We start from the raw sequence: 26,075 nt of genomic DNA on the forward strand, positions 1-26,075 counted from the left end.
GAGGCTGCCGCGGCAGCCGCCCGCGCGGCCGGTGCCCAGGCCCGGGCGTACCGGGTGGACATCACCGACGAGGCCCAGGTGGCGGCGGCGCTGGACAGCGCCGCCGCCGACCTCGGCGGGCTCGACGGACTGCTGCACGTCGCCGGGATCATGCGCGGCCAGGGACTCGACGTACGCGAGGTGTCCACGCAACTGTGGGCGGAGGTCATCGCCGCCAACCTGACCGGGCCGTTCCTGGTGGCCAAGCACGCCGTACCGCACCTGGTGGCGGCCGGTGGGGGCGTCATCGTCCTCGTCGCTTCGAAGGCGGGCATTGTGACCGGGTCGGGATCGGTACCCTATGGCGCGAGCAAGGGCGGGCTGCACGGCCTGGCCCTGACCCTCGCCCGGCAACTGCGTCCACAGGGGATCCGGGTGCACACCCTGTGTCCCGGTGACATCGATACCCCGTTGATGCGGCGCTCGTTGGACGAGGCGCGCGCCAACGGGGCCGAGGCCGACCGGGTCGCGGGAATCCAGGCTGGGTTGGGGCGTCCCGAAGAGGTGGCTCAGGTGCTCGCGCTGCTCTGCTCGTCGGCCGCCGATGGGCTCGACGGCGCGGTCTTCACCAGCTGAGCGGTGACCGTTCGGCGGACTGGGCATATGACGCGGAGGCAGGGGAATTGATCGGGATCATCGGTCCGGAGGACTCGATCCAGCTGGTGCTGGAGGTGGCCGCGGGGGAGGGGCGCGCGCAGGACGTCACGGCGCGCACGTACACCCGCCCGGAGGAAGCCCCGGCGCTGGCCAGGGAGCTGGACGACCTGTGCCAGGTGCTGCTCTTCACCGGGCACATCCCGTACGCCTTCGCGGCCGACGCCGGTCCACTGCGGGCGGAGATCGACTTCGTGGCGCATGCCGGGATCGACCTCTACCGGACCCTGTCGCGGATGCTGATCGCCAACGGCGGGCGGCTGCCGACGGTGAGTGTCGACACCATCGAGGTGGCGACGGTCCGGGAGACCTACCACGACATCGACGTCGAGCCGCCCACCGAGATCCGGCCGATCGTCGACTCCACCGGCCTGCTCTTCTCCGGGCTGGACGAGATCACCGCCTACCACCGTGAGCGGTACGAGTCCGGGGCGGTGCAGGCCTGCCTGACCTGCCTCGGTGCGGTCCACCGGGAGCTGAGCGCGGCCGGGGTGCCGGTCTGGCGGGTGGAGCACACCCGGGCCTCGGTACGGGACGCGCTGCGCCGGGCCTGGCTGGCCGCTGAGGTACGCCAGTCCCGGGCGACCCAGATCGCGGTGATGCTGATCCAGCTCACCGGCCAGAACGCCCTGCCGCGTGACCCCTACCAGGCCGAGCGGATGCGGTTGCGCCTACGTGAGGCGCTGCTGGAACACGCCGAGCGGATGCGGGGCCGACTGACCACACTGGACGACAGCACCTTCCTCGTCACCACCACCCGGGGCACGGTGGAGAGTGCCATCGCCCGGCACCGGGCCGGGCACGCGTCCCTGCTGACCCTGCGGGGCATCGACACCCCGCATGCCGTCGGGTTCGGTGCCGGCACCACCATCGCCGCCGCCGAGGACAACGCCCGCAAGGCGCTGACGCTCGGCCGGCAGAGCGGACACACCCAGGTGGTGTTCCCCGACGGGGAGGTCTACTCCAGTCGGGAGACCGCCGTCCCGCAACGACTGCGGGAGACCGCACCGGGCGTGCTGCGGGTCTCCGAGCAGCTGCGGCTCGGCCCACTGTCCACCCGCCGGTTGCTGGAGGCCCTGCACCAGATGGATCCGGGTGAGGTCACCGCCCGGGGGCTGGCCGACGCGTACGGGGTGGAGACCCGCTCCGCCCGTCGGCTGCTCAACGCGTTGCGGGCCGCCGGCTTCGCCGAGGAGGCCGGTCTGCACGTCAGCACCGGGGCGGGCCGCCCGCAGACGGTGTACCGGGTGGCGATGCAGCGCCTGGTGGAGGCGTTGGGGAGCGACACGTGAACTTCGAACCATGTTTCCTGGTCACCGCGGCGTACGCGGCGGACGCCGCCACCCGGCGGGAGCCGTACCGGGCCGCCCACCTGGCGCACATGCGGCAACTGCTGGCCGACGGCTCCGCGCTGATCGTCGGGGCGCTGGCGGACCTGTCCGCCTCGGTGCTGGTGCTGCCGGCGGAGAGCGCCGAGGCGGCCCGCGCCGTGATCGAACGTGACCCCTACTGGCAACACGGCGTCTGGACATCGGTCGAGGTGGTCCCCTACCTCGCGGCCACGCCGGACAACATCGGGAGGTAACACAGTGACGACATCGGTCCGCCCGGTCACCGGGATCCGGCTGGTGGGCGAGGAGCTTTCACCGTACGCAGCGGGCCTGGTCCGCGACGCGCTCGGCGGGACCACGGCGGACGGCGTGCCGGTGCGGCTGGCCGTCGATCCGACCCTGCCCGAGGGCGGCTTCCGGATCGAGGTACCGGCCGACGGCGAGGTCACCCTGACCGGTGATCCGTTCGCCGGCCTGGTCCACGCCGCCCGTACGCTGGCCGGCCAGGTCACCGGCGCGGCCGGTGGGGGCACCGGGACCGGACTGCCGGTCGGCTCCACGGTGGACCGGCCGGAGCTGCCGTTGCGGATGCTGTGGACCTGGGACCACTCCACCAACTGGGACGACCGGCAGTTGGGGCAGCAGGAGATCGGCGCGCTCAACCCGTACAGCAAGTCGGCCGAGGCGTTCGGCGAGGACTACCGGCGGCTGGTCGACTTCTGTAGCCGGGAGCGGATCGGCGGGGTGGTCGTCTACGGGCTGCTGCGGGACGCCCACGGCGGGGTCGACGCCGCCCGCGAGCTGTGCGAGTACGCCAACGCGCGGGGCGTGCGGATCCTGGCCGGGGTCGGCATCAACGCCTACGGCGGGATCTACTTCGACGGTCGGCACCGCTACAACCTCGCCACCTGGTTGCGGCAACGTCCGGACCTGGCCGCGACCATGCCCCGCAAGGTCGGCTTCGACATCGACGAGTTCGGCGACCTGCACTTCCCGGCCAGCGACTACCTGATGGCGGCCTGCCCGTCGCAGCCGGACAACCTGGCCTGGCACCGGGACGCGATCGACTGGCTGCTCGACACCCTGCCGGTCGGCGGGATCAACTTCGAGACCGGTGACTACGGCAGCTGCGCCTGTGAGCGGTGCACCTCCCGGACCGGCGGTGAGCGCACCTCGTGGTCGTACGAGGCGATGCGCTCGGTCTATCCCACGCTGCTGGAGACGGCCCGACGGACCGGCCCGGGCGGGGTGCCGCTGCGGCACCTGGTCGAGGTCTACTGGGACAACATCTTCGACCTGGCGGCGCAGAAGCCGTTGGCGGACCTGCCCGACGACGTGGCGTACCAGTACTGCGTCAACCGTGCGTTCTGGTACGAGCGGCGGGACGAGTTGACCGCCGCGCACGTCGCCCGGCTGCCGCACAGCACGAACGTGCTGCGTACCCACGCGGGGTCGCAGTGGAACCGGCAGCGGCACGCCTGGGCGCCGGAGATGTTCGCCGACATGGCCGGCCGCAGCGGTGCGGCCGGGATGCGGGGGCTGACCATCTTCGCCGAGCCGTCCGCCTACCACCCGACCAACGAGATCAACTACCTGGCGTACGCCCGGTTCACCTGGAACCCCACGCTGAGCTGGGCGTCGTTCTGGCGCGACGAGGTGGCTCCCCGGTTCGGTGGTGACGCCGAAGCGGAGGCGTTCCGAACCGGTGCGCTGGTCCTCGACGACCCGTCCGCCACCGCGTCGGCCCTGGCCCGGGTCCGGGGCGAGGCGCTCGACCAGGTGGCGGCGACCTCCGGTGAGGTGCAGCGTAGGTGGTTGTGGCTGGCGGAACGGGCCTCCCGCTACGCCCACTCGGCGGCCTGACCGGACCGGTGTTCCGGCCGAGGTCGGAGTCGAGGTTGCCATGACGAGGTCCCGGGCGGCCCCACCTGGTGGGTGGGGGTCGCCCGGGACCGGGTGTCACTGATCGGCCGGGACCTGGCTCGCTGCCGTCGACGTGAACCGTGCGGCCCGTGCCGGTCGCGGCTTCGTAGCTGTCGGAACCGGTCGTCCGGCGGGTCAGATCTGCTGCCAGAGCGCCGGGGCGTTCGGCGGCTCCCAGCCGACCTGCGAGGTGTGGGCGATCTGGCAGCGGTAGTTCAGGTTGCCGTAGCTGACCTGGGCGCCGACCGCGTAGACGACGCCGGCCCGCCAGGTGCCGCTGGGCGGCGGGGTGGTGCCGGTCGCGGTCGGCGTCGGGCCGGGTGTCTGGTTGACGTTGAGCACGAAGTCGAAGGTGGCCCGTCGCTCCGTCGGCGTCGTCTGGACCGACATCAGCAGCACCGGGTTGTAGAGCGAGTCGGTGGCGTTACGCGGCTCGCCGGGGAAGTAGAGCTGGGTGGTGAGGATGGGTCGGCCCGGTGCCTGCACCTTGACGTGGATGTGTCGGGTACGCCCGGGGTAGAGGCCCGGGACGATGGTGGTGAGGGTGAAGGCGCCCTGGGCGTTGGTGTACTGGTGGCCCCGGAAGCGGTAGGTGGTGTTGTCGTACACCCCGTTGGCGTCGGCCTGCCAGAAGTCGAGCAGCGCGTTGGCGATTGGCCGGCAGGCGAGGCCGTACACGGTCCCGGTGAGGACCAGCCGGGTGCCGTTGCCGTCCAGCATCGTCGTACGCTGCGGCGAGTTGGGCTTGAAGTAGGGCCCCTCCATCTGCGGCGGCGTCGGGTCGTCGCCGTCGTCGCAGAACGGCGTCGGGTCCAGCGATTGCCCGGAGGGCGTCCGGTCGCCAGCCAGGGCGGGCAGCGCGCCGACGAGGAAGGGCGCGGGGGCGGCGACCATCGCCGCCTTGAGAAGCTTCTTTCGGGTGATGCCGTTGCCCGGTTCGGCGGTAGCGTCGCCGTCGCGGGTGGGGTCGCTCTGCTCGGCAGTCATGTTGATCTCCTCGACCTGCGGGGGAGGGTGGGCGGAATGTCGCGCCCGGTCCGCGCGGGGGATGCGGCCGGTAGCCTATTCATCGACAATAATCGATATATCGCGCCCTGTTCCCCTCCGCTGTGGTTGATGTGTGGATCCCCGCCAACGGCCGGCGGGACTTCGTGGTCTGCCGGGCAGGCCGCGAAGCCCTCGCCATCGCCGGCCGTCGGTTGCGGGGCCCGCTCAACGGGTGTGTTTCGACGCTATGTTTCTGATTTGGAAACGTCGATGGACTCCAGTCGGTAAACATGGTGATTTCCACCGATGCTTCGACGGAAGTCGCCCGGACTCAACCCGGTCTCCCGACGGAAGAAGCGGCAGAAGTACGCCGGATCGGCGAACCCCACCTCCCGCGCGACCTGCCCCACCGTCATCCCGGTACGGGCCAACAGGCGTTTCGCCTCCAGCACCTGGACCTCGCGGATCAGCTTGCCCGGTGTCCGGCCGGTGCCCTCCTTGACCACGTCGTTGAGATAGCTCACCGACACACCGATGCGGGCGGCGTACGCCGACACCGAGCGGTCGCCCTGTTCCGGCCGGCTGAGCAGCCGGGTGAACTGCTGGACCACGGTCAGGGCCCGATCCGTACCCGACTCCGCCGACCGGGTACCCGGCAGTCGGCTGGCCCACACGATGAGCACGTGCAGGTACGCCTGCAACACCGTGACGAACCCTTCGCTGCGGCGGCGGTACTCACGTTCCATCTGGGCCGTCAACGCCGCGAAGCTCGACGCGTCGCCCGGGGACAGTCGCAGCCATGGCCGCTCACCCAGCGCCTGGAGGGCGGCCCGGTCACCCGGATGGGGGAGGAGGAACTCGTCGGTGAACAACAGCACCCGGCCGCACAGGCCGGCGCTGCGGTCCCAGAAGTGCACCTGTCCGGGAGCGATCACGAAGAGGTGGGGTGGTCGTAGCTCCCACTCGGCGAAGTCGACGACGTGCGTGCCGGTGCCACCGGTGACCAGTACGACCTCGTAGAAGTTGTGCCGGTGCGGGAAGCTCGCCCGGGACAGGGGACCGATGCTCTCGAAGGTGCCGACCGCGAACGGCAGCACCTCCGGCGTGGGTACGTCCAGCCGGTGGACCGGCAACGACGCGTTCCGACCCGCCGTACCCTGCTCGGGCGGCGTCGGCCCCCCGCATCGATGCTCCCGTGGCCTCCGCCCCGCCCCGGCCACCGTGTGTTCCGCCGTCTGTCGCATTGTGGCTCACCGCCCGTCAATCCTGATCCCCCCTCCCAGACCCTACGACGGGTAGCCATCGATCGCCGTTCCGGTTTCGGTGCCGGTGGACGCCGACGCGGCAGCTGTCCGGCCGATTCCACGGTCTTCCCATCCCGCGACGGTGCCGTCATGCTGACTGCGTGACGGACGAGCGCGCGCCCGTACCGAGGGTGATGCACCTGTACTGCCGGGTCGACGTGATGATCACCGACGCGGGGGCCGTCGCCGACCACGCGATCGCCGAGCTACGGGAAGCGGACATCGACTGGGCGACGGAAGAGGACGACCTCGAGTCGGCGATCGTGGAACTGCGGGAGGACGGTGCTGCGGCACTCGCTGCGGTCGCGGACATCAGTCGGATCCTGGAAGGCGTACCGGGGGTGGAGTTCCGTGGCGGTCGGTGCTGGGCCGAGACCCGTCCGCCCGCCGAGGGGACCGGCCCGGACCAGGGCGGACGCGGAGCGGGGTGGCATGATTTCGAAGGTGACCAGCACATCCGCCGCAGTACAGCACCTGCGTGATCTTGCGCGGCTGCGCCGCGTCCGGGACCGAATCGACCGGGAGTTCGCCCAGCCGCTGGACGTCGAGGCGCTCGCCCGTGGCGTGAACATGTCGGCCGGGCACCTCAGCCGCCAGTTCCGGCTGGCCTACGGCGAGTCACCGTACGCCTATCTGATGACGCGCCGCATCGAGCGCGCCATGGCCCTGCTGCGTCGTGGCGACCTCAGCGTCACCGAAGTCTGTTTCGCGGTCGGCTGTGCGTCGCTGGGCACCTTCAGCACCCGCTTCACCGAGTTGGTCGGTGTGCCGCCGAGCACCTACCGCGCGCAGGCGGCTCAGGCGACGGCGGAGCTGCCACCGTGCATCGCGAAACAGGTAACCAGACCGATCAGGAATCGAGAAGCACGGCTCACCCGGCCGCAACTAGCCTGACCCGCATGGACATCGTCATTCACTACGCCTTCCTCCCACACACCGACCCGGACGCCACCCTGGCCTTCTACCGCGACGCCCTCGGCTTCGAGGTCCGCAACGACGTCGGCTACGGCGGGATGCGGTGGATCACCGTCGGTCCCGTCAACCAGCCGGGCACGTCCATCGTCCTGCACCCGCCGGCCGCCGACCCCGGCATCACCGACGACGAGCGCCGCACCATCCTCGAGCTGATGGCCAAGGGCAGCTACGGTGCCGTCACCCTGGCCACCAAGGACCTCGACGGCGTCTTCGAGCGGCTACAGGCCGGCGACGCCGAGGTCGTCCAGGAGCCGACCGAGCAGCCGTACGGGGTCCGCGACTGCGCCTTCCGCGATCCCGCCGGCAACCTGATCCGCATCAACGAGCTGCGATGAGTGCCAGACCCCGCTCCCGTCGGCGGAGCGGGGTGACGGGTTCGCCACGCGTACCGGCTTTGACCCGCGTGCGCCGGACACGTCGTACCGTTGGTTCCGCGTTCGCCCGCGCCGCGTCCAGTCGTGGCGCGAGGTGGACGAGATGCCCGGTCGGGGGCTGATGCGCGACGGCCGCTGGTTGGTCCGACCCCTCGGCCGGGCGCGGTACGGCCAGCGGACCGTTCCGCGACGGCACGACAACGGAAAACGGACGTACTGCTTGGGGTTTTCCCAGATCAAGCAGATGGCGTCGAGGGAGGTCGCGAACGGCGGCCCCGCCAACAGATGGAGACACGATGAGTAAGGTCACGGGGACAGACCCGCAGTCAGCCGCGCTGCACGTTGCCGACAGCCACGACCTGATCCGCGTACAGGGCGCGCGGGAGAACAACCTCAAGGACGTGAGTGTTGAGATTCCGAAGCGTCGGCTGACGGTGTTCACCGGCGTCTCCGGCTCCGGGAAGAGCTCCCTGGTGTTCGGCACGATCGCTGCGGAGTCGCAGCGGATGATCAACGAGACCTACAGCGCCTTCGTGCAGGGCTTCATGCCGACGCTGGCGCGGCCGGAGGTCGACGTCCTCGACGGGCTGACGACCGCGATCATCGTCGACCAGGAGCGGCTGGGCGCGAACCCCCGCTCGACCGTGGGTACCGCCACCGACGCCAACGCGATGCTGCGCATTCTCTTCAGTCGGCTCGGGGAGCCGCACATCGGCTCGCCGAACGCGTACTCCTTCAACGTCCCCTCGGTGAAGGCCAGTGGTGCGATCACCGTCGAGCGGGGTGGCAAGTCGAAGGCCGAGAAGGCGACGTTCACCCGTCTCGGCGGCATGTGCCCGCGCTGCGAGGGCATGGGTAACGTGACCGACTTCGACCTGTCCGCGCTGTACGACGAGAGCAAGTCGCTCAACGAGGGTGCCCTCACGGTCCCCGGCTACAGCGTCGACGGCTGGTACGGCCGCATTTTCGGTGGCTGCGGCTTCTTCGACCCGGACAAGCCGATCCGCAGGTTCACCAAGCGCGAACTCCACGACCTCCTCTACAAGGAACCGACCAAGATCAAGGTCGACAACATCAACCTGACCTACGAGGGCCTGATCCCGAAGATCCAGAAGTCGTTCCTGTCCAAGGACGTCGACGCGATGCAGCCGCACATCCGCGCCTTCGTGGAGCGGGCGGTGACGTTCACCGTCTGCCCCGACTGCGACGGCACCCGGCTCAGCGAGGCGGCCCGGTCGTCACGGATCGGCGGGATCAACATCGCCGACGCGTGTGCGATGCAGATCAGCGACCTCGCCGCCTGGGTACGGGACCTGGCCGCGCCGTCGGTGGCGCCGCTGCTTGGGAAGCTGCAGCACACCCTCGACTCGTTCGTGGAGATCGGGCTGGGGTACCTTTCGCTCGACCGACCGTCGGGCACGCTGTCCGGCGGTGAGGCGCAGCGCACGAAGCTGATCCGCCACCTCGGCTCCGCGCTCACCGACGTCACCTACGTCTTCGACGAGCCCACCATCGGCCTGCACCCCCACGACATCCAGCGGATGAACGACCTGCTGCTGCGGCTGCGGGACAAGGGCAACACGGTGCTGGTCGTGGAGCACAAGCCGGAGACGATCGTGATCGCCGACCACGTCGTCGACCTCGGCCCGGGGGCCGGTGCGGCGGGCGGCGCGGTCTGCTTCGAGGGCACCGTCGAGGGGCTGCGGGCCAGTGGCACCCTCACCGGCCGTCACCTCGACGACCGGGCCAGCCTCAAGGAGACGGTACGGACGCCGACCGGCAAGCTGGAGATCCGCGGCGCGACGACGCACAACCTGCGCGACGTCGACGTCGACATCCCGCTCGGGGTGCTCGTCGTCCTCACCGGTGTCGCCGGCTCCGGCAAGAGCTCGCTCGTACACGGGTCGATCCCCGCCGGTGCGGGTGTGGTGTCGATCGACCAGGGTGCGATCCGCGGCTCGCGACGGAGCAACCCGGCGACGTACACCGGGCTCCTCGACCCGATCCGCAAGGCGTTCGCGAAGGCCAACGGCGTGAAGCCGGCGTTGTTCAGCGCCAACTCCGAGGGTGCCTGCCCCGCCTGCAACGGTGCCGGCGTCATCTACACGGACCTGGCGATGATGGCTGGCGTCGCCACCACGTGCGAGGAGTGCGAGGGGAAGCGGTTCCAGGCCGAGGTGCTCGGTTACCACCTCGCCGGCCGCGACATCAGCGAGGTGCTCGCGATGTCGGTGACCGAGGCCGAGGAGTTCTTCGCCGCCGGCGAGTCGCGGATCCCGGCGGCCCACACGATCCTGCGGCGGCTCGCCGACGTCGGGCTCGGCTATGTCTCGCTGGGCCAGCCGCTCACGACACTGTCCGGCGGCGAGCGGCAGCGGCTCAAGCTGGCCACGCACATGGGGGAGAAGGGCGGCGTCTACGTACTCGACGAGCCGACCACCGGCCTCCACCTCGCCGACGTCGAGCAGCTGCTCGGCCTGCTCGACCGGCTGGTCGACTCCGGCAAGTCGGTCATCGTCATCGAGCACCACCAGGCGGTCATGGCACACGCCGACTGGATCATCGACCTCGGCCCCGGCGCGGGCCACGACGGTGGCCGGATCGTCTTCGAGGGCACACCCGCCGACCTCGTCGCCGCCCGCTCCACCCTCACCGGCAAGCACCTCGCGGCCTACGTCGGCTCAGGGGACTGAGGCGACGGGAGAGATCGAGGCCTCGGGAGCGGGAGTTCGCTCTCGCTCCCGGGCCGATCGGGCCGGTGGGAGAGCCGCGCTCCGGGCGTTCGGCCGGTGCGGGTGAGGTCCTGGGGAGTCGAACCTGTCGACCGATGGTCAGTGGGTCATGTCCAGGGGCCGGGTAGCCGGTCGGCGAACTGTTCGGCGTACTCCGGTCGACCGAAGTACCAGCCCTGCCCGGTGTCGGCGCCGGCCACCCGTAACCGGCGGACGTGTTCGGCGGTCTCCACGCCTTCGGCGGTGACGTTGAGACCGAGGGAGTGCCCGAGCGAGACGAGGTTGGCCAGGAAACTGTCGGCGACCGGCTCGGGTACCTTCCAGCGGTCCGGGCCGAGCAGCAGCGTACGGTCCAGCTTGAGGCCGTGCACCGGCAGCGTCGGGAGATAGGCGAGGTTGGAGTAGCCGGTGCCGAAGTCGTCGATGGTGATCCGGATGCCGAGGTCAGCAAGGGTCTGGAGCGTAGCGATCAGGTTGGTGTCGTCGTCCGGGTCGATGATCGCGCTCTCGGTGATCTCCAGTTGCAGCTGCTCCGGTGCCAGCCCGGTACGGTCGAGGACCGCTGCCACGTCGGCGACCAGGGCGGGGGAACGCAGTTGCCGTACCGAGAGGTTGACGCTGACGTACGGCGGGTCCTTGGTCAACTGCTGCCAGCGTACGGCCTGCCGGCAGGCCTGTTCCAGCAGGTGGATGCCGAGCGGCACGATGAGGCTGGTGTCCTCGGCCAATCCGATGAACTCGTCCGGACTGAGTAGACCCCGGCCCGGGTGCCGCCACCGGACAAGTGCCTCCAACCCCTCCAGCAGCCCGGTGTCGAGGTTCACCAGTGGCTGGTAGACCAGGATGAACTCGCCACGGTCCAGAGCACCCGGCATGTCCGCGGACAGCCGGTAGCGGCTCACCTCGCGGGCGTTACGGGCCGGGTCGAACACCAGCCAGCGGACCTTGCCATCGGCCTTGACCCAGTGCAACGTCATGTCGGCGGCACGCATCACCTCGGCGGGGTCCGCGTCGGTGGCCGACAACTCGACCACACCGACCCGGGCCGCGATCGGCAGCTCCAGACCGTTGAGGCGGATCGGCTGGCCGAGCAGCGCCACCACCTGATCGGCGACCTTGACCGCGTCGTCGGTGCAGGTCGTGTTGGTGATCAGGATTGCGAACTCGTCGCCGCTCTGTCTGGCCACCAGGTGCCCCGACTCGGTGGCGAAACCACGTAACCGGTCGGCGACCACCACGAGCAGGCTGTCACCGACCTGCGGGCCGAGGCTGTTGTTGACCGCGCCGAATCCTTCGAGGTCGACGACGCAGACCCCGAACCTGAGCCCCGGCGGCGGGTTGGCCAACAGTTTCGCCAGTCGTTCGGTGAACAGCGAGCGATTGGGCAGGCCGGTCAGGGCGTCGTGCGTCGCCGCGTGCCGGAACCGGGCTTCGCTGGCCCGTAGGCTCCGCTCGGCCTCGTAGCGGGCGACGAGTGCGGCGGCCCTGATCTCCTCCTGTGCGTCGAACGTACGGGCCTGTTGGGCCCGGGCGAAGCCGGTGGCGAACTCCCGGACCAGTTCGGCCAGCCGGGCCCGGTGATCGGGTCGATCGTCCAGGCCCAGGTCGGTGAGGAACCGCTCGTTGATGACGACGATCGTCCGGCCCAGTGCCTCCGGCGCGTCGAAGTCCGCAGCCACCAGGTCGGCGGCGATCCAGTAACCCACCGAGGGGTCGAACGTCTCCGCGACCAGCGCCGCTGCCAGCCGCTCGGCGAGTCTGTGTAGGAGCTGGCTCTTCTCCTCCCGGGTCATCGGTACGTAACACGTGCCAACGATGGCTTTCGTCCAGTCGCGGACGAAAGCCGTCAGGTTCGGGGTGACCGGATCTGCTGGGTCGGTCACATCTTCCGTCCCACGCCGACCATGTTGCTGGACCGACCGGGGTCGTTGTCGACGTCGTCCGGGTGCTCGGGGTGCCACAGCGGCGCCCACACCACGCCCGGCTCCACGAGGGTGAGCCCTTCGAAGAAACGGGAGATGTCGGCCTGGCTACGGGGCGTCAGCGGATAGGGGGTGTTCCGGGACATCTCCACCATCTGCCGCCACCCCTCGGGCCGGCTCTCGTGCGATGCCTGAGCCAGGACCAGGTAGCTGCCGTTGGGCAGCACGTCGCGGATGCGGGCGATGATGCCGTACGGGTCGGCTTCGTCCGGGATGGCGTGCAGTACGGCCAGCATGAGCACGGCCACCGGCTGGTCGAGGTCCAGCAGCTTGCCCAGTTCCGGGTTCGCGAAGATCGTCTCCGGTTGGCGCATGTCCTCCTGGATGGCGATCGCCAGGTCGTTGTCGAGGAGCATGTGTCGGCTGTGTGCCACCGCGACCGGATCGATGTCCACGTAGACCACGCGGGCGTCCGGGGCGGCCCGCTGTGCGACCTCGTGCACGTTGCCCCGGGTGGGTATGCCGGACCCGAGGTCCAGGAACTGGCGGACCCCGGCGTCGGTCAGGTGCCGGACCGCGCGGTGCAGGAAAGCGCGGTTGGCCTGTGCCTGGATCGCCAGATCAGGAATGGCGGTAAGACCCCGTCGAGCGTACTCCCGATCGACGGCGAAGTTGTGACTGCCACCCAACAGGTAGTCGTAGACCCGGGCAGCGCTGAACTGCTCCATGTCGATGCCTTCGGGGGCCCAGTCCGGTCGTTGCATTTTGCTGCCTCATCCCAGTTTTACAAAACCGATCCCTCGTGGGGATTATCCTCCAAACAGGACGATGATGCACCAATCGCAGATGGATTCCTGAGGGTCAGGTCGGGATGAGACCGGACCGCGCGGCGTACCAGCCGAGTTGCATCCGACTGTTGGCACCGGTCAGCTCCATCAGCCGTCGCAGTCTACGTTGGACAGTCCGCTCGCTGGTTCCGAGACGGGTGGCCACGGTCTTGTCCGGCAGCCCGGACAGCAGCAGACTGAGCAGCAGGACGTCGACCTCGTCCATGCCCGGTACGTCGTCGGTCAGGCCGGTGGCCGTGACCCTCAGCGGCGTCGCCGTAGCCCATACCCGTTCGAACAGGTCGACCAGTGCCCGGACCAGAGACTCGCCCCGGACCAATAGGAACCCAGGGTGCATGCTGGTTTGGTCGGGCCGCATCGGCAGGAGGACGGCCTGCCGGTCGATAATGATTATTTTGCTGGGCAGGGCATCCGCGATCCGGATCTCGTAGCCGTTCTTCAGGTATCCGCTGATCTCTTCGGGGACCCGGGGGTCGTCAAAGGCGCTGCGCTCGTACACGTAACGGTATGTCGGCGCGAACCTACTGATTGTTTCCAGATCGGGATTGAGAATGTACGGCGGCCGGAAGAAGGCCAGAATCTCCATCTGGGCACCCCGTTCCATGCTGCCGAGCCAGGTGGCGAGTTGCTCGGGAGTGGTGATCGCCTCCACCTGACCGGCCATCCAGGACGATCCGGTGCGGTAGACCGCCATCAACTCCGCCAGCCGGCCGTGTACGCGTTGCAGTTCGGCCTGGCGCTGCACGATCAGGGTGCCGAGCCCGACGTCCGGCGCGACCGCCGTGTAGAGCCCGTCGTCGTGACCGGTGACCAGGCCGAGTGAGACGAGCTTGGCCAGGCAGTCACCGACGGTGGCCGAATCGAAGTCGAGGAGTTCCGACACCTCCGTGGCGGTTCCGTGTCGGCGTCGGAGAAGTTCGACGTACACCGCTTCCTCGCGTTCGTCGATGCCGAATCCGCCGAGCATCCTGCCTCCCACGTGCCGTTTTACCGGTACCAGTCTCGGTCACGATGATCAGCCTGCTGACCAGGGATTCGCCATGTGGGACGGCCGGGCCGGCTGACGGCTCCAACGGTACGGACCGTCTGGCGAAAACCCGACATGTCCGGTGCTCGCCAGGCTGCGCCGTAGCGCCGTTGGTCGGACCTTGACCAAGCTGTTCGATCAATGGGCGCTCAACAGCGTCTATAGAGGGGAGTCATTGAAATGCGGACATGGCGTAGACGCACGTTGCTCGGCGTCACCGTCGCAGCCGCGCTCGTCGTGACGAGCGGAGGGGCGGCGGCCCACGGGCAACCGTCGAGCACTCCTGACGGCGTGACCGAGGCGCCCCGGTCGGGGCAGACGACCACCACGGTCACACTGATCACCGGTGACGTCGTGACGGTGGCAACCGGTGCGAACCAGCCGACCGCGGTGACCGTGAACGGGCGTACCGGCTCGAACGGAAGAATCACCATCACCACCGTCGGCGAGGACATCTACGTCCTGCCCCGGGAGGCCCAGTCGCTGATCGCCGCCGGGCGGTTGGACCGGAGGCTGTTCAATGTCACCGACCTGATCGAGCAGGGGTACGACGACGCGCGTACCGGGTCGATCCCGCTGATCGTGCGCTACCGGGGCACGGCCAACGCGCGCTCGGCCGCGTCGCCCGCACCCACCGGTGGGCAGGTGCGTCAACCGCTGACCAGCATCAACGGCGCGGCGATGAGGGCAGACAAGAAGCAGGCGGAAGCGTTCTGGGAGGCCATCGACGACGACGGCCCGCAGGCAGGTACGGCGCGTACCCAACTCGCCGGTGGGATCGAGCGGGTCTGGCTGGACGGCAAGGCGAAGGCGCTGCTCGACGTGAGCGTGCCCCAGATCGGCGCGCCGGGCGCCTGGGCGGCGGGCTACGACGGCACCGGGGTGAAGGTGGCGGTGCTGGACACCGGGATCGACCTGGGTCACCCGGACTTCGCCGGGAAGATCGTCGACAGCCGGAGTTTCATCGCGGGTGAGGAGGTCAAGGACGGTCACGGCCACGGCACGCACGTCGCCTCGACGATCGCCGGCTCCGGCGCGGCCTCCGGTGGGAGGTACAAGGGGGTGGCTCCGGGCGCGCAGCTGCTCGTCGGCAAGGTGCTCAGCGACGGCGGTGTCGGGACGGACTCCGAGATCATCGCCGGCATGGAGTGGGCCGCGCGCTCCGGCGCGAAGGTCATTTCGATGAGCCTCGGCGGCGGGGGCGGCGACGGCACCGACCCGATGGCGCTGGCGGTCAACGAATTGACCGCCGAAACGGGTGCGTTGTTCACCATCGCCGCCGGCAACAGTGGCCCGCAACCGAACACCCTCGGCTCTCCGGGTACGGCGGACGCGGCACTGACCGTGGGGGCGGTCAACGACGCGGACGACATCGCCGACTTCTCCAGCCGTGGCCCACGGACCGGCAACGGAGCGGTCAAGCCGGAGATCACCGCACCCGGGGTGGACATCGTCGCCGCACGGGCCAGCGGAACATCGATGGGGCGGGTCGTCGACCAGCACTACACCTCGGCCAGCGGTACGTCGATGGCCACCCCGCACGTCGCCGGTGCTGCCGCGATCCTCGCCCAGCAACATCCGGACTGGACCGCCGAGCGGCTCAAGGGCCAGCTGGTCAGCACCGCCAAGGCACACGCCAGTGACTCGGTGTTCGCCCAGGGCGCGGGCCGGGTGGACGCGTCCCGGGCGGTCCGGCAGGCGGTGTCCGGCACCGGTGTGGTCAACTACGGGACCGTGCAGTGGGACGCCACCGCGCCCGTGGTCAAGCAGGTGACGTACACCAACGACGGTGACCAGCCGATCACCCTGGCCCTGGCCCTGCGGGGCTCGGGTGCCGAACTGCCCGCCGGGCTGCTCAGCCTCGGCGTCGACACGGTGACCGTGCCGGCGAAGGGCACCGCCACCGTGCCGGTGACGATGACCCCGGCCGGGGTGCCGACCGGCACCTACAGTGCCCACCTGGCCGGTGTCTCCGCCGACGGTGCGACCGTCGTCTCCACCGCTGTCGGCCTGGTGAAGGACGTGGAGCGGTTCCAGACCAAGATCAAGGTCATTGGTCGGGACGGAAAGGCCCCTGCGCTTGCCGCGGCCGAGGTCCGACTCTTCAATCTTGGGCAACTCGCCCTGCCCGAGGCGTTCTACCCGGATGTGAACGGGATGGTGACGCTGTCCCTGCCGGCCGGCGAATACACCTTCCACATGGGAATCTCCGACATGAGCCCGGAGTACAACCGGCTCTGGGAGTACACCCAGGGTGTCCTACCGAACGTGACGATCAACGGCGACCGGTCGATCACCTTCGACGGGCGTAAGGCCTCGTCGGTGAGCGTACGGACGTCGAAGCCCACCAAGACCGACCGGGCCCGGCTCGGCTTCAACAGCTACAGCGCAAACCAGCAGAACAGGTACGGCTTCGAGATGTGGGCGGGTGGTGAGACCGCGCTCTACTCGATCCCGACGGCGCAGACCAACGACAACCTGGAGGCGTACACCGGGTGGACGCTGACCGCGCCCGACCTGGCCGCGCGGGTCGTCGGCCGGAATGCGGTGTCGCTGGACGACCTCGCCTACTTCAGCGGCAACGGTGGCTCCGTCCGGTTCGACGGCACCCGGCGACTCCAGGTGGTGTCGGCCGGAACGGGTACCACCGAGGAGTACGCGGGAATCGACGTACGGGGTAGGACCGCGCTGGTCAAGCGCAGCGCTACCGTCACTCCCGCGCAGCAACTCGCCAACGCGGTCGCCGCCGGCGCAGCGGCGATCATCGTCTACAACGACACCCCCGCGCGTTGGGGCGTCGACTTCTGGACCCGTGTCCCCACCGCGATCCCGGCGATGACCCTCTCCGGCAAGCAGGGCGGACAGCTGCTCGACCTGCTGAGTCGGGACCGGGTCACGGTCGAGTTCAAGGGCGTGGCGGTCAGCCCGTACGCCTACGAACTGCTCCAGGTGGAGAACGGCGGCTTCCCGAAGGACCAGCGGTACCGGGTCCGGGACAAGGACCTGGCTACCCTGCGGACCTCGTACCACGCCTCGGCCAACGGCACCGAGGGTGGCCAGTTCCGGTACTTCTGGGCGCCGCGACAGCAGGTGGCGTACGGCTTCCTGGACCGTATGATCATGCCGACGACCCGGACCGAGTACGTCAGCACCGGACTGAGGACCAGGCAGGTCACGCAGCTCGGTCCGGTGTGGCAGGTGGGCGGGTCGGAGCAGACCGAAACGGTCAAGGTGCTGCGTGCCGGCCAGCGGCTGACCCAGACCTGGAACAAGGCCGTGGTCCGTACGGCGCTGCCACCGGATCTGGCGGATGCTGCCTTCCGCGAGAACGACCTGGTCGTGGTCCTGGCCTCCGGTCTGCTCGATGTCGGAGCCGACCACTCGCAGCAGGCGCACGTCATCCAGACCGACAAGGTGCTTGCCACCGTCTACCGCAACGGTGAGCGCCTCGGAACGTCGAACTTCCCCACGTTCGCCTTCCCGGCGGTGCCGGAACGGGCCGAGTACCGGGTCACGCTCGACGTGGCACGGGAGGACGCCTGGTGGACGACCTCCACGAAGGTCAACACCGCCTGGACGTTCCACTCACAGCGTCCGGACGCCCGGCAGCTCGTACCGATGCTGTCGGTCGACTACGACGTGGACGTCGACATCAACAACCGGGCCCGGGCCGACCGGCGGTTCGACATCGGGCTGAACCTACGGCACGTGAAGGGCCTGGACGGTCCGGCGGTACGGGACGCCAAGCTGTGGGTCTCCTACGACGACGGCGCGACCTGGCAGTTGGCCGACGTCGAGGCGAAGCGGAACGGACAGTTCGGGGCCACCATCCGGCACCCGAAGCTGGCCGAGACCAACGGCTTCGTGTCGCTTCGGGTGCAGGCCACCGACGCTGACGGCAACTCCGTCGAGCAGACGGTGACCCGGGCCTACCAGCTCGGCTAGCAGTACCGGCACCACGCTTCGGCGTCAGCCTGTCGCGCCGACACGATGCTCCCACCCGGCCAGCCGGGTGGGAGCATCCGGCGTATCACCGGTCAACTTGGCTTGCGGGCCTCGACCAGGAACCGCGTGGCGTACGCGACGAAGGGGCCGTCGGCCTGGATCCGGTCGTGCAGGGCGCGTAGTCGGGGCCGGTACCGGTCGACGGTGAAGCCCGGCACCATCCAGATCACCTTGCGGAGGAAGTAGACCACCGCGCCGATGTCGTGGAACTCGGTACGCAGCGACTCCATGCGCAGGTCGACAACGGTCAACCCGGCCGCCTCGGCCGCCGTCCTGGCCCGGTCGGGGTGGCGCGTGTGGCGTACCTCGGGCGGTTGTGGGCCGAGGAACCACTCGACCAGTTCGAAGACGCTGGCCGGGCCGACCTCCTGGGAGAGGTAGGTGCCGCCCGGTTGCAGCACCCGGGCGATCTCCGCCCAGTCCGTGCTGACCGGATGCCGACAGACCACCAGGTCGAAGCTGTCGTCCGCGAACGGCAGCGGCGCGTCGTCAGCGGTCGCCACGACCGTTACCCCTCGGGGACGCAGCAGGCGGTTGGCCAGCACGATGTTCGGTGGCCAGGATTCCGTGGCCACGGTCAGGCGCGGTAGCCGGTCGACTCCGGCGAGGACCTCCCCGCCACCGGTCTGGATGTCCAGCGCGGCGTCGGCGTCGGCCATCCGTACGGCCATGGACCGCGCGTAGCCCCACGACGGGCGCTCCTCGCTGGCCCGGCCGTCGAGCCAGGAGAAGTCCCAGCCGGCGACGGGGACGGAGTCGGCCTCGGTCACCAGATCATCGAAGGTACGTGTCACGAGTGCCATCGTGGCCATTCCGGCGAGGTACGGCCACCGAAAATCGGAGTCCGAGCTGTCCCGGGCCGGGCACACCGGGGACGTCGGGTGCACCTCGTCACCGACGTTCACGGACGGTCCCGACCCCGGGCAGTAGTGCAGCGGTGAGAGCGACCACCAGGGTCGCCACGATCCTACGCATCGTCGCGTCACTCCTCGCTTCAATCCGATCGAAGATCATCATCGTCGCGAAGGTGCTGGCGCTTTTCGGGCTATCGAGCCGGACCTATCGCAGATAGGGTGCGCGGGTGACCTTCCCACACCCCCGGCCCGCACCGGACGGCTGGCCGGGTCAGCCGATCGTGACGCGGCCTCCAGTGTTCGATCCGGACCCGGCCGGGGCATCGGTGCCCGCCGGCTCCTCCGTCACGTACCTTTCCGGCTTGATCGCCGCCACAGGCGGTCTGATCGCCATGCTCGGCTGCGCGGCCGTCGGCGGATTCGTCGCGATCAGCCTGCTGATCGACGCCGACCCGATCGACAGGCAGAACGCCTGGGCACCTGCGATGCTCGCCCTGGTGTGTGCCGTCGGCCTGCTGGCTGTCGGGGCCGGACTGACCTTCCTGCTCCTCGGTCGGGACGCGGGCCGCTCGTCGACCGTGTGGATCGCCGCCGCGCTGATGCCGTGGCTGCTCTACATCACCCTGTTCTCGCTGACCGTCGTGCTCGGTGAGCATGGTGACGACCCGGCTGTACGGGTTTCCGGCTGGGCGGGGCTACTCGGTGGATCGCTGGCTGTGGCGGCACTGCTCTGCGCCGCCGTACTGCTGGGCATCCCGTCGACCCGCCGCCATGTGGCGAGGCGTGTGCTGGCCAACGCCGTACCGCCTCAGATCGGGCAGCCGCCGGCCACCGTGCACAACGCGACGGTACGGATGCGGCGCTCGCTGATCGTCTTCGTGGTGTCCGGCGTGCTCCTCTTCCTGTACATACCGGCCTCCGCGCTCGGTGAGGACCCCGACATCCTGGTCATGATGGTCGTCCTTCCGATCGTCTTCCTGCTCGTCATCGTGCTCCCGATGGTCCTCGGACTGCTCGGGGCACGGCGGGCCGAGCGTGGCCGGCGTCGCGGGGCCACCCTGGCCAGGGTGGGTGGCGGGTTGGCCGTGCCGGGTACGGCGGTGTTCCTCCTGATCAGCGGCTTCGCAGCGGCGGCAGCGGTGGTCGGCAGCGCCGAGCAACGTGAGGCCGCCCTGCTGCCCACCGTCCCGTCGATGATGCTCGGCGCGCTACTGGTCGTGTCCTACCTGCTGGCGCTGGGGACGATGATCCTCGGGCTGGCCGCGCTGGCCGACCCGCGCAGCGAACAGTGGTACGCCGCGCAGGCCAGCCCCCGTCCCACACCGGCCTGACCAGGCATTCCGCTCAGGGGACACCGAGCGGCTCAGTCGTGAAGAGTGACGTCGGGTAGTGGGCGGCCGGTAGCGTCGAACAATGGGGTTCCGCAATCGCAGCGTTCGTCGGCCAGGGTTTCGGTCGCTGACAGTTGCCAGACCAGCATCTCCGAACAGTTCGGGCAGTTCAGGCTGACCAGGGTCTCTTCGGGTTCCGAGTCCCAGGCCCGCACCGGGAGGCCCTTGTGCATCAACCCGGTCAGGTCACGCTCGCCGGTCAGCGCGACCATTACCTCGTAGGTGTCGGTGCCGCTGTCCCGCACCACGAGCGTGTAGCCGAGATTTGCCAGCACACCGGAGAGATGATCGAGCAGGCGGACCGGGAAGTCACCGCGGCGCAGAGTCGGGTCGGCCTCGGCCGCGTGGTAGACGACGTCGGTGTCGACGTCCGTCGGCTCTTCCCCGAAGGCCCGTACCCGACCAGCCACGAAGGCCGCCAGCTGGCCCGGGTGATCCTCGCCGGTCCAGTCCATCATGAACATCGCACTGTCGACTCGGACCCCTCGGACCTGCTCGTCGGGGGTCAGGACCAGCTCTTCCAGCTCTGTCACGACGATCAAGCTAGCAACTGCCGGGCGGCGGCCGAGTCCGGTAGGGATACCCCACCGGGCCGCTGTCCGAGCGACAGGAAGAGACAGGCACAGGCACGGTCTTCCAGCGCGACCGTTGGCTCTGGTGGCCAACTGATCAGGAAGCCGTGCCTGCCCTATCTGCTAATCTCCACGGCCGGGAGCATGACCCAGCCGCGTCTAATCAGGACATTCCATTACCTTGCTGGGACCGTGGCTAGCCGGCCACGTTGAGAACGAATTTTTCGTGGCCGCCGCCGTTGGCGTTGAACTGACAGTTGACTATCCCGCCGCCGGAGTCGGTGGAGGCCGTCACTCCGGAGCCGACCATCCGCAGATACGCATTCGGGAAGGCCGTCGCCGACTCGAAGGAGAAGGAACCGTCAGCCTGGGCGTGCAGCTTGAACTTCTCGAAGGGCTCTGCGCCGAACTGGCAGTTGACCGTACCGCCGCCAGGCCCTGAAGTGATGGCCGGCAGCCCGGTGCCGTCCATGCGCAGATACACATTAGGAAAGGTCACCGACTCGAAAGAGAAGGAACCGTCCGCTTGCGTGTGCAGCTTGAACTTCTCCAGGGGACCCGCGCCGAATTGGCAGTTGACCGTACCGCCGCCGGGCCCGGTGAAGGTCGTCACCCCGGTGCCGTCCATGCGCAGATACACATTCGGAAAGAACGTCGATTGGATCGTGATCGGTGTGTTCCCGAGCGACGCGAAATCCGCCAGTGACAACGGCATGAGGTCCTCTCTTTCTTTTGGGGATACTCACGATAACCGGATCGTCGCAGACAGATAAGACCCGACGCTTGGCGCGGGGCGAACGTAACGACGATGGCGGACGGATGCAACAGAACCGAAATCCAACACTATGCAGGGATCGATCCTCGTAACTGGCGAGGACGGCGGGTATCGGTTGGGTCAGAGCCCAGGCCAGTCGTCGAACCTTGCCGGGCAGCGGGGGTCGCGACGCCGGTCCACGAGACGTGCCGACACTTGGGGGTGCGGCGGGGGCGTGGAGGTTACGCCCCCGCCGCACGGTGCAGCCGGCCGACGAGTGTTTGCGGGAAGTCGTCGGTTGTACGGCTGCTCGGCGGCCTGCCGTTCGGGTGGATGGCGGGCCGTGCCGGGGTCAGGTTCGGGGTTGGGCTGCTCGGCGCATGGGGACGATGGTGTGTTGGCCCGGCAGGTCGATGGGTTGGCCGGGCTGGTAGCCGTGGCGGCTGAGCAGTTCCCGGTCTCGGTCGCCGAAGGCGAAGGTGTGGGCGGGACTTTCGTGCGCGTCGAGCCGGGCATTGTGATGGGTGAGTAGCCGCTCGGTGGTTTCGTCGTCGGTCTGGTCTGTGGTGGCGAGGAAGGCCAGTTGTTGGCAGGGCAGGTCTGGTGGCTCGGCGGTCAGGGTTGCTCCGAGGTGGGTGAACCGGTCGGTGTGTTCGCGGCAGGCGGCGGTGAGGCGTTGCTGGTAGGCGGTCGGTGCAGGGATGTGCCCGTAGCGGTGGAACCAGACCGCGGCCCCGGTGATGCCGCTGTTGGCGTCGAGGGCGATGTCGATCTCGCCGTAGAACAGGGCGTGTTCGACCCAGATCCGGGCCACGTCGGTCAGGACGACCGGCCGCTGCTGGGCGTCGGGTACGAGCCAGGCGGCGATCGGAAGGTCGTGGCTGGTCGCGGCGATGAGTTTGGCGACGATCGTGGCTTCGACGTAGCGGGCGTGTCGGATGGTCCGCTGCCGGTTCACGACTGCCCGTCCCCTGGGTTGGGGTTGGGGGTGCGGGTCATGGGCCACCAGTGTGGGCCGAGTTCCGGCAGTTGGATCGGGTCGCTGGCCTGGTAGCCGTGGGCCTCGTACAGTTTCCGGTTCTCCGGGTTGACGGCCTCGACGTAGGTGACCACGCCTGTCTCGTCGAAGCTGGTGTGGCAGTGGTCGAGCAGCTTTCCGCCCACAGTCTGGAGGTCCTGGTCGGGTGCCACGGCGAGGTGGGTGAGGTGCTGGTGCGGCACCGGCAGATGATGCGCGGCGAAGCTGTCCTCCAGGGTGAAGAACCGGTCCGCCCACCCGTCACAGACCCCCATCAACCGGACCGGATAACTCGGCGGCGGACAGGCACGACCAGCCGCGTGGGGAAGCCAGCACGCCACGGCCGACAGATCAGCGGTGACGTACACCGTTCCGAACTGCACCGCACGCTCGACCTGAAGAGCCAGATACCCGTGCAGTACGGCACGCCGCTCCCGCTCCCAGCCGACCAACCAGACGGCGAGCGGCCCGTCCAGAAACGCATCCGTGAGCAGACCAGCGATCCGCTCAGCGTCGTCCATTGTGGCAGTACGGAACTCGACCAGGGCTGTGGAAGCAGACATCAGCAGCGGTGTCCTCGGATTCGTTGGTGAAAGGGCAGAGGGCAAGACGGTTCGGCGTACGGCCATGGATGGTCGTACGCTGGCGGGGTGGAAACCTGGCTAGAGCGTCGTCGGCGTGTAGCCGATCGTGGACCAGATGGCGTTTCCGAGCACGATGGTGCCGGGGGCGTTCATGATCGACGGCAGGGCGTCCAGTTCGCCCGCGTCTGCGTTGTGGGCGATCAGCAGTTCTCGGAGTTCGGTGGCAACCACCAGCGGAAGTAGGCAACCCGGGCTACCGCCAGGCCACGACCTGGCGGTGACCGTGGTCGTCACCTCGACCAGCCCGATCGCCCTCATCGCCCCGGCCGTCGTGGTTGCCCAGCTTGTGTCGTTACCCCGGGAACGGAAGACCCGCCCGAGGGCGTCCTGATAGCGGCCATAGATCCCGGCGGCACCGTGGACCGGTGACGACAGCACCATGCCGGTCCACGGCCCCCAGTCCTCGACCAGCAGCCACCCACCGGGCCGTAGCGCTTGCGCGTAGCTGGCCAGGACCTCATGGCGATTGGGCCAGTGTGCCAATGCCAGCCGGGCGTGGATCCCGTCCCACGCCCCGGCCAGCGGCCCGTCGGTGGCGTCGTTGCGCCGCAGCACGTGCAGCCCGGCGGTCGCCGGGATGTGTCGGGCGTTGATATCGGAGGCGACCACCTCCGCAGTCGGCCCGAGCGTCCGGCACAGCCACCGGGCAATTGACCCGTTACCCGCCGCCACCTCCCAGAACCGCCCCGTAGGCGAGAGTTGCACCTCCGTCAACCGCGCCAAGGTGACGTCGTCCAGGACTGCCGACAAATGATCAAGCATCAGGCTCGCCATCGACTCGCCATTGTCCAGTACGTACGGCTCCACTTGCCGGCTCACAATCACTCCACTTCTTCTAGATCATGTGACCATCAGATCCGTTACTGGCTTACCGTCATGTCGCGGAGGGCTACGGGTACTCACGGGTACCAGTCGTCCTGCTGAGGCAATTCGATCCCATGGGGCGGTGTGCGACTATGTAACGCGAGTGTATTCACAGTGCACTTTGGTGTCGATCAGGCAGGTTGGAGACGGAGCCTATGCAGGTTGTGGACGTTTGGACAGGCAGGCATGCCAACGCGCTACGTACGGCGCTCCGTCTGACGAACGAGTCGTTCGCGCAAACCCTGGGGACCGCGACGCGTACGGTCGCAAAATGGAACGCGGAACCTGATCTGGTGCCGGTCACAGAGCTGCAACGAGCCCTCGACACTGCCCTGCAACGCGCATCGCAGGAGGCAGTGGCACGTTTTGTGTCCCTGCTGAAGAACCATCCGGTGCCTAATAGTATGTCGTCCACAGGGATTGTTCGACAGGCCGGATTTGATCGCAAATCTGAAAATGCGGAATATCGATTACTGTATGACGCTGATATCGGACAAATTCTTTCTTGGTTGGACGACCAAGTGGGTTGGTCGGTTGGGCAGGCGCGACAGAAGGTCGGGGCCGCCCTCTCCGCAATGGAGGTTTGCCGGTTCCAGGACCTTGCTCATGGGCGAGGCCGTGTCAGTCAAAGGAGGATATCTGACGCGTTAGCCTCTTACTACGGGGATGTGGGCAAAGGTTTTGACTTGTATCGGACGGAATCTGCCGATGTTCGAGCGATGACCAGCATTTTGACGCGAAGGGAATGGCTCGACCTTGCGATGCCGTTAGGTGTGGGGCGAGACGATTTGCGTTTACGGTGGGATCACCGTCTCCCAGTCGCTTCATTGGACGGAGTGGGTGCTGACGCCGCCGTTCGTCGTATTGCGGAAGCTCTTGCTCTGGGGGGTAAGATTGCGGATACGCCAATATATAGACTGCTTGACATCGACGTGTCAAAACGCGGAATCCGAGGCGACGTCGGCTTGTCGGACTTTGTTGGTTATGCCCTCACTGTAGACCTGCTGGAGAATGAGCTGGTGGACGCGCTTGCTGCTGGAAGGTCTGTGCGTCCTGGTCGAATGCCTCTTCGTGATCAGCGCTTGCCCACTTATGAGTCAGTGGTGGAAATTGGTGAGCGGATTTGTTGCGGAGGGGTTCTAGCGCTCTTCGCTGCCGCGCGTCCTGCAACTCGACGAAGGCCGCAGGGTGATTATGTCCTGCTTATTCAGCAGCGCTCCGGGCAGGTTTTGAATGCGGCTCGACGTCTTGCTGTTATTCCAAAATCTTTCCATGAGCCAATCAGTGATTTTGCTGACGATGCGCAGCTTGCGTCTACGCTAATGCGAGAGATGGAGGAGGAGTTGTTTGGGCGAGCCGAGGTCGACTCGACCAGCACCCTACCTCGGCGTGCTGACCCACTGCATCCCAGCCGATTGTCGCCGCCGATGAGATGGCTCTCCGAGCGTGCTTTTGGGGAGTCGTCGTGGCGATTGGAAGCTACGGGATTTGGGCTCAATTTGGTGAGCGGAAACTTCGAGGTTGCATCTCTTGTTCTGATCGAAGACGAGACCTGGTGGGCTGAGTTCGGAGGCTGTATCGAAGCTAACTGGGAGTCTCATGGGTTGCGGCAGTATTCCAGTCTCGATCATAGTGCGCTCAGTCACCTAATTGGTGATCCTTCCTGGAGTAATGAAGGGTTATTTGCTTTCTTGCAAGGTCTCCGCCGTCTGTCGGTGATCGGTGGAGGTCGCGTGGATCTGCCGTCAATAGATTTGGGGATCTAGTGTCTCGTGATCCCGATGTCTTTACTTGAGATGTGTTGTGGTTGGCTGTGTCGGTGGAGATGTCGTCGGATGAGCGGGCCGAGCTTCGGGC

General features: G+C 68.1%; 22 protein-coding genes. 11 read left to right on the plus strand and 11 right to left on the minus strand.

Annotated elements, in window-relative coordinates; all coding sequences use genetic code 11:
* The 4 genes from ACFQ4H_RS31155 to ACFQ4H_RS31170 form a co-directional block, all read left to right on the plus strand.
* Window positions 1-615 (plus strand): SDR family NAD(P)-dependent oxidoreductase (locus tag ACFQ4H_RS31155; protein ID WP_377578080.1); only part of this gene is annotated, 615 nt, incomplete at its 5' end.
* A 47-nt stretch (window positions 616-662) separates the two neighbouring features.
* Window positions 663-1,985, plus strand: coding sequence for a helix-turn-helix domain-containing protein (locus tag ACFQ4H_RS31160; RefSeq protein WP_377578083.1), 1,323 nt, complete (start codon window positions 663-665; stop codon window positions 1,983-1,985).
* Window positions 1,982-2,278 carry a YciI family protein gene (locus ACFQ4H_RS31165; protein ID WP_377578086.1) on the plus strand — a complete coding sequence of 99 codons (297 nt, stop codon included), beginning with the start codon at window positions 1,982-1,984 and terminating at the stop codon, window positions 2,276-2,278. Before ACFQ4H_RS31160 ends, ACFQ4H_RS31165 begins: the two co-directional genes overlap by 4 nt.
* Window positions 2,279-2,282: 4 nt before the next feature.
* The gene (locus ACFQ4H_RS31170; RefSeq protein WP_377578089.1) at window positions 2,283-3,887 is read left to right on the plus strand and encodes a hypothetical protein; all 1,605 of its coding nucleotides are present in this window, start codon (window positions 2,283-2,285) and stop codon (window positions 3,885-3,887) included.
* Window positions 3,888-4,082: 195 nt separating this feature from the next.
* Here the strand turns inward: ACFQ4H_RS31170 and ACFQ4H_RS31175 are convergent, their stop codons facing one another.
* Complete coding sequence (locus tag ACFQ4H_RS31175) at window positions 4,083-4,934, minus strand: dioxygenase family protein (protein WP_377578092.1); 852 nt, start codon at window positions 4,932-4,934, stop codon at window positions 4,083-4,085.
* A gap of 245 nt (window positions 4,935-5,179) precedes the next feature.
* Entirely contained in the window at window positions 5,180-6,178 is a 999-nt protein-coding gene (locus tag ACFQ4H_RS31180; RefSeq protein ID WP_377578095.1) for a helix-turn-helix domain-containing protein, read from the minus strand.
* 161 nt (window positions 6,179-6,339) lie between these two features.
* Here ACFQ4H_RS31180 and ACFQ4H_RS31185 point away from each other — a divergent pair, with 161 nt between their 5' ends.
* From ACFQ4H_RS31185 to ACFQ4H_RS31200, 4 genes are all read left to right on the plus strand, one after another.
* On the plus strand, window positions 6,340-6,720 hold the full coding sequence (locus tag ACFQ4H_RS31185) for a hypothetical protein (protein ID WP_377578098.1): 381 nt from the start codon (window positions 6,340-6,342) through the stop codon (window positions 6,718-6,720).
* Window positions 6,671-7,132 carry a helix-turn-helix transcriptional regulator gene (locus ACFQ4H_RS31190; RefSeq protein WP_377578101.1) on the plus strand — a complete coding sequence of 154 codons (462 nt, stop codon included), beginning with the start codon at window positions 6,671-6,673 and terminating at the stop codon, window positions 7,130-7,132. Before ACFQ4H_RS31185 ends, ACFQ4H_RS31190 begins: the two co-directional genes overlap by 50 nt.
* 5 nt (window positions 7,133-7,137) lie before the next feature.
* Window positions 7,138-7,548, plus strand: a complete 411-nt coding sequence (locus tag ACFQ4H_RS31195; protein WP_377578104.1) for a VOC family protein — start codon at window positions 7,138-7,140, stop codon at window positions 7,546-7,548.
* A 335-nt stretch (window positions 7,549-7,883) separates the two neighbouring features.
* Window positions 7,884-10,280 (plus strand): ATP-binding cassette domain-containing protein, encoded by a 2,397-nt coding sequence (locus ACFQ4H_RS31200; RefSeq protein WP_377578107.1) that lies wholly within the window; start codon window positions 7,884-7,886, stop codon window positions 10,278-10,280.
* 146 nt (window positions 10,281-10,426) lie between these two features.
* Here the strand turns inward: ACFQ4H_RS31200 and ACFQ4H_RS31205 are convergent, their stop codons facing one another.
* The 3 genes from ACFQ4H_RS31205 to ACFQ4H_RS31215 form a co-directional block, all read right to left on the minus strand.
* A complete protein-coding gene (locus tag ACFQ4H_RS31205; RefSeq protein WP_377578110.1) occupies window positions 10,427-12,202 on the minus strand; it encodes a putative bifunctional diguanylate cyclase/phosphodiesterase in 1,776 nt (591 codons plus the stop codon).
* On the minus strand, window positions 12,199-13,005 hold the full coding sequence (locus ACFQ4H_RS31210) for an SAM-dependent methyltransferase (RefSeq protein ID WP_377578113.1): 807 nt from the start codon (window positions 13,003-13,005) through the stop codon (window positions 12,199-12,201). Before ACFQ4H_RS31210 ends, ACFQ4H_RS31205 begins: the two co-directional genes overlap by 4 nt.
* 97 nt (window positions 13,006-13,102) lie before the next feature.
* Window positions 13,103-14,056 (minus strand): helix-turn-helix domain-containing protein, encoded by a 954-nt coding sequence (locus ACFQ4H_RS31215; RefSeq protein ID WP_377578116.1) that lies wholly within the window; start codon window positions 14,054-14,056, stop codon window positions 13,103-13,105.
* A gap of 240 nt (window positions 14,057-14,296) precedes the next feature.
* Here ACFQ4H_RS31215 and ACFQ4H_RS31220 point away from each other — a divergent pair, with 240 nt between their 5' ends.
* Window positions 14,297-18,061 carry a S8 family serine peptidase gene (locus ACFQ4H_RS31220; RefSeq protein WP_377578119.1) on the plus strand — a complete coding sequence of 1,255 codons (3,765 nt, stop codon included), beginning with the start codon at window positions 14,297-14,299 and terminating at the stop codon, window positions 18,059-18,061.
* A 92-nt stretch (window positions 18,062-18,153) separates the two neighbouring features.
* Here ACFQ4H_RS31220 and ACFQ4H_RS31225 read toward each other — a convergent pair whose 3' ends face one another.
* The gene (locus ACFQ4H_RS31225) at window positions 18,154-18,915 is read right to left on the minus strand and encodes a class I SAM-dependent methyltransferase (RefSeq protein WP_449289035.1); all 762 of its coding nucleotides are present in this window, start codon (window positions 18,913-18,915) and stop codon (window positions 18,154-18,156) included.
* A 422-nt stretch (window positions 18,916-19,337) separates the two neighbouring features.
* Here ACFQ4H_RS31225 and ACFQ4H_RS31230 point away from each other — a divergent pair, with 422 nt between their 5' ends.
* A complete protein-coding gene (locus ACFQ4H_RS31230) occupies window positions 19,338-20,306 on the plus strand; it encodes a hypothetical protein (RefSeq protein ID WP_377578122.1) in 969 nt (322 codons plus the stop codon).
* Window positions 20,307-20,338: 32 nt separating this feature from the next.
* On the opposite strand, the gene ACFQ4H_RS31235 is transcribed toward ACFQ4H_RS31230, so the two are convergent.
* From ACFQ4H_RS31235 to ACFQ4H_RS31255, 5 genes are all read right to left on the minus strand, one after another.
* On the minus strand, window positions 20,339-20,899 hold the full coding sequence (locus ACFQ4H_RS31235) for a hypothetical protein (RefSeq protein WP_377578124.1): 561 nt from the start codon (window positions 20,897-20,899) through the stop codon (window positions 20,339-20,341).
* A 235-nt stretch (window positions 20,900-21,134) separates the two neighbouring features.
* A complete protein-coding gene (locus tag ACFQ4H_RS31240) occupies window positions 21,135-21,653 on the minus strand; it encodes a fascin domain-containing protein (RefSeq protein WP_377578127.1) in 519 nt (172 codons plus the stop codon).
* Window positions 21,654-22,044: 391 nt separating this feature from the next.
* Window positions 22,045-22,650, minus strand: a complete 606-nt coding sequence (locus ACFQ4H_RS31245) for an N-acetyltransferase (RefSeq protein WP_377578130.1) — start codon at window positions 22,648-22,650, stop codon at window positions 22,045-22,047.
* Window positions 22,647-23,273 (minus strand): N-acetyltransferase, encoded by a 627-nt coding sequence (locus tag ACFQ4H_RS31250; RefSeq protein ID WP_377578133.1) that lies wholly within the window; start codon window positions 23,271-23,273, stop codon window positions 22,647-22,649. The genes ACFQ4H_RS31245 and ACFQ4H_RS31250 overlap by 4 nt, the downstream gene beginning before the upstream one ends.
* Window positions 23,274-23,372: 99 nt before the next feature.
* Entirely contained in the window at window positions 23,373-24,173 is an 801-nt protein-coding gene (locus ACFQ4H_RS31255) for a class I SAM-dependent methyltransferase (protein WP_377578136.1), read from the minus strand.
* A gap of 200 nt (window positions 24,174-24,373) precedes the next feature.
* On the opposite strand from ACFQ4H_RS31255, the gene ACFQ4H_RS31260 reads away from it, so the two are divergent.
* Window positions 24,374-25,984, plus strand: a complete 1,611-nt coding sequence (locus ACFQ4H_RS31260; protein WP_377578139.1) for a hypothetical protein — start codon at window positions 24,374-24,376, stop codon at window positions 25,982-25,984.
* Window positions 25,985-26,075: the final 91 nt, after the last annotated feature.

It is taken from the genome of Micromonospora sonneratiae, from assembly GCF_042679305.1.
Taxonomy (GTDB): Bacteria; Actinomycetota; Actinomycetes; order Mycobacteriales; family Micromonosporaceae; genus Micromonospora_H; species Micromonospora_H sonneratiae.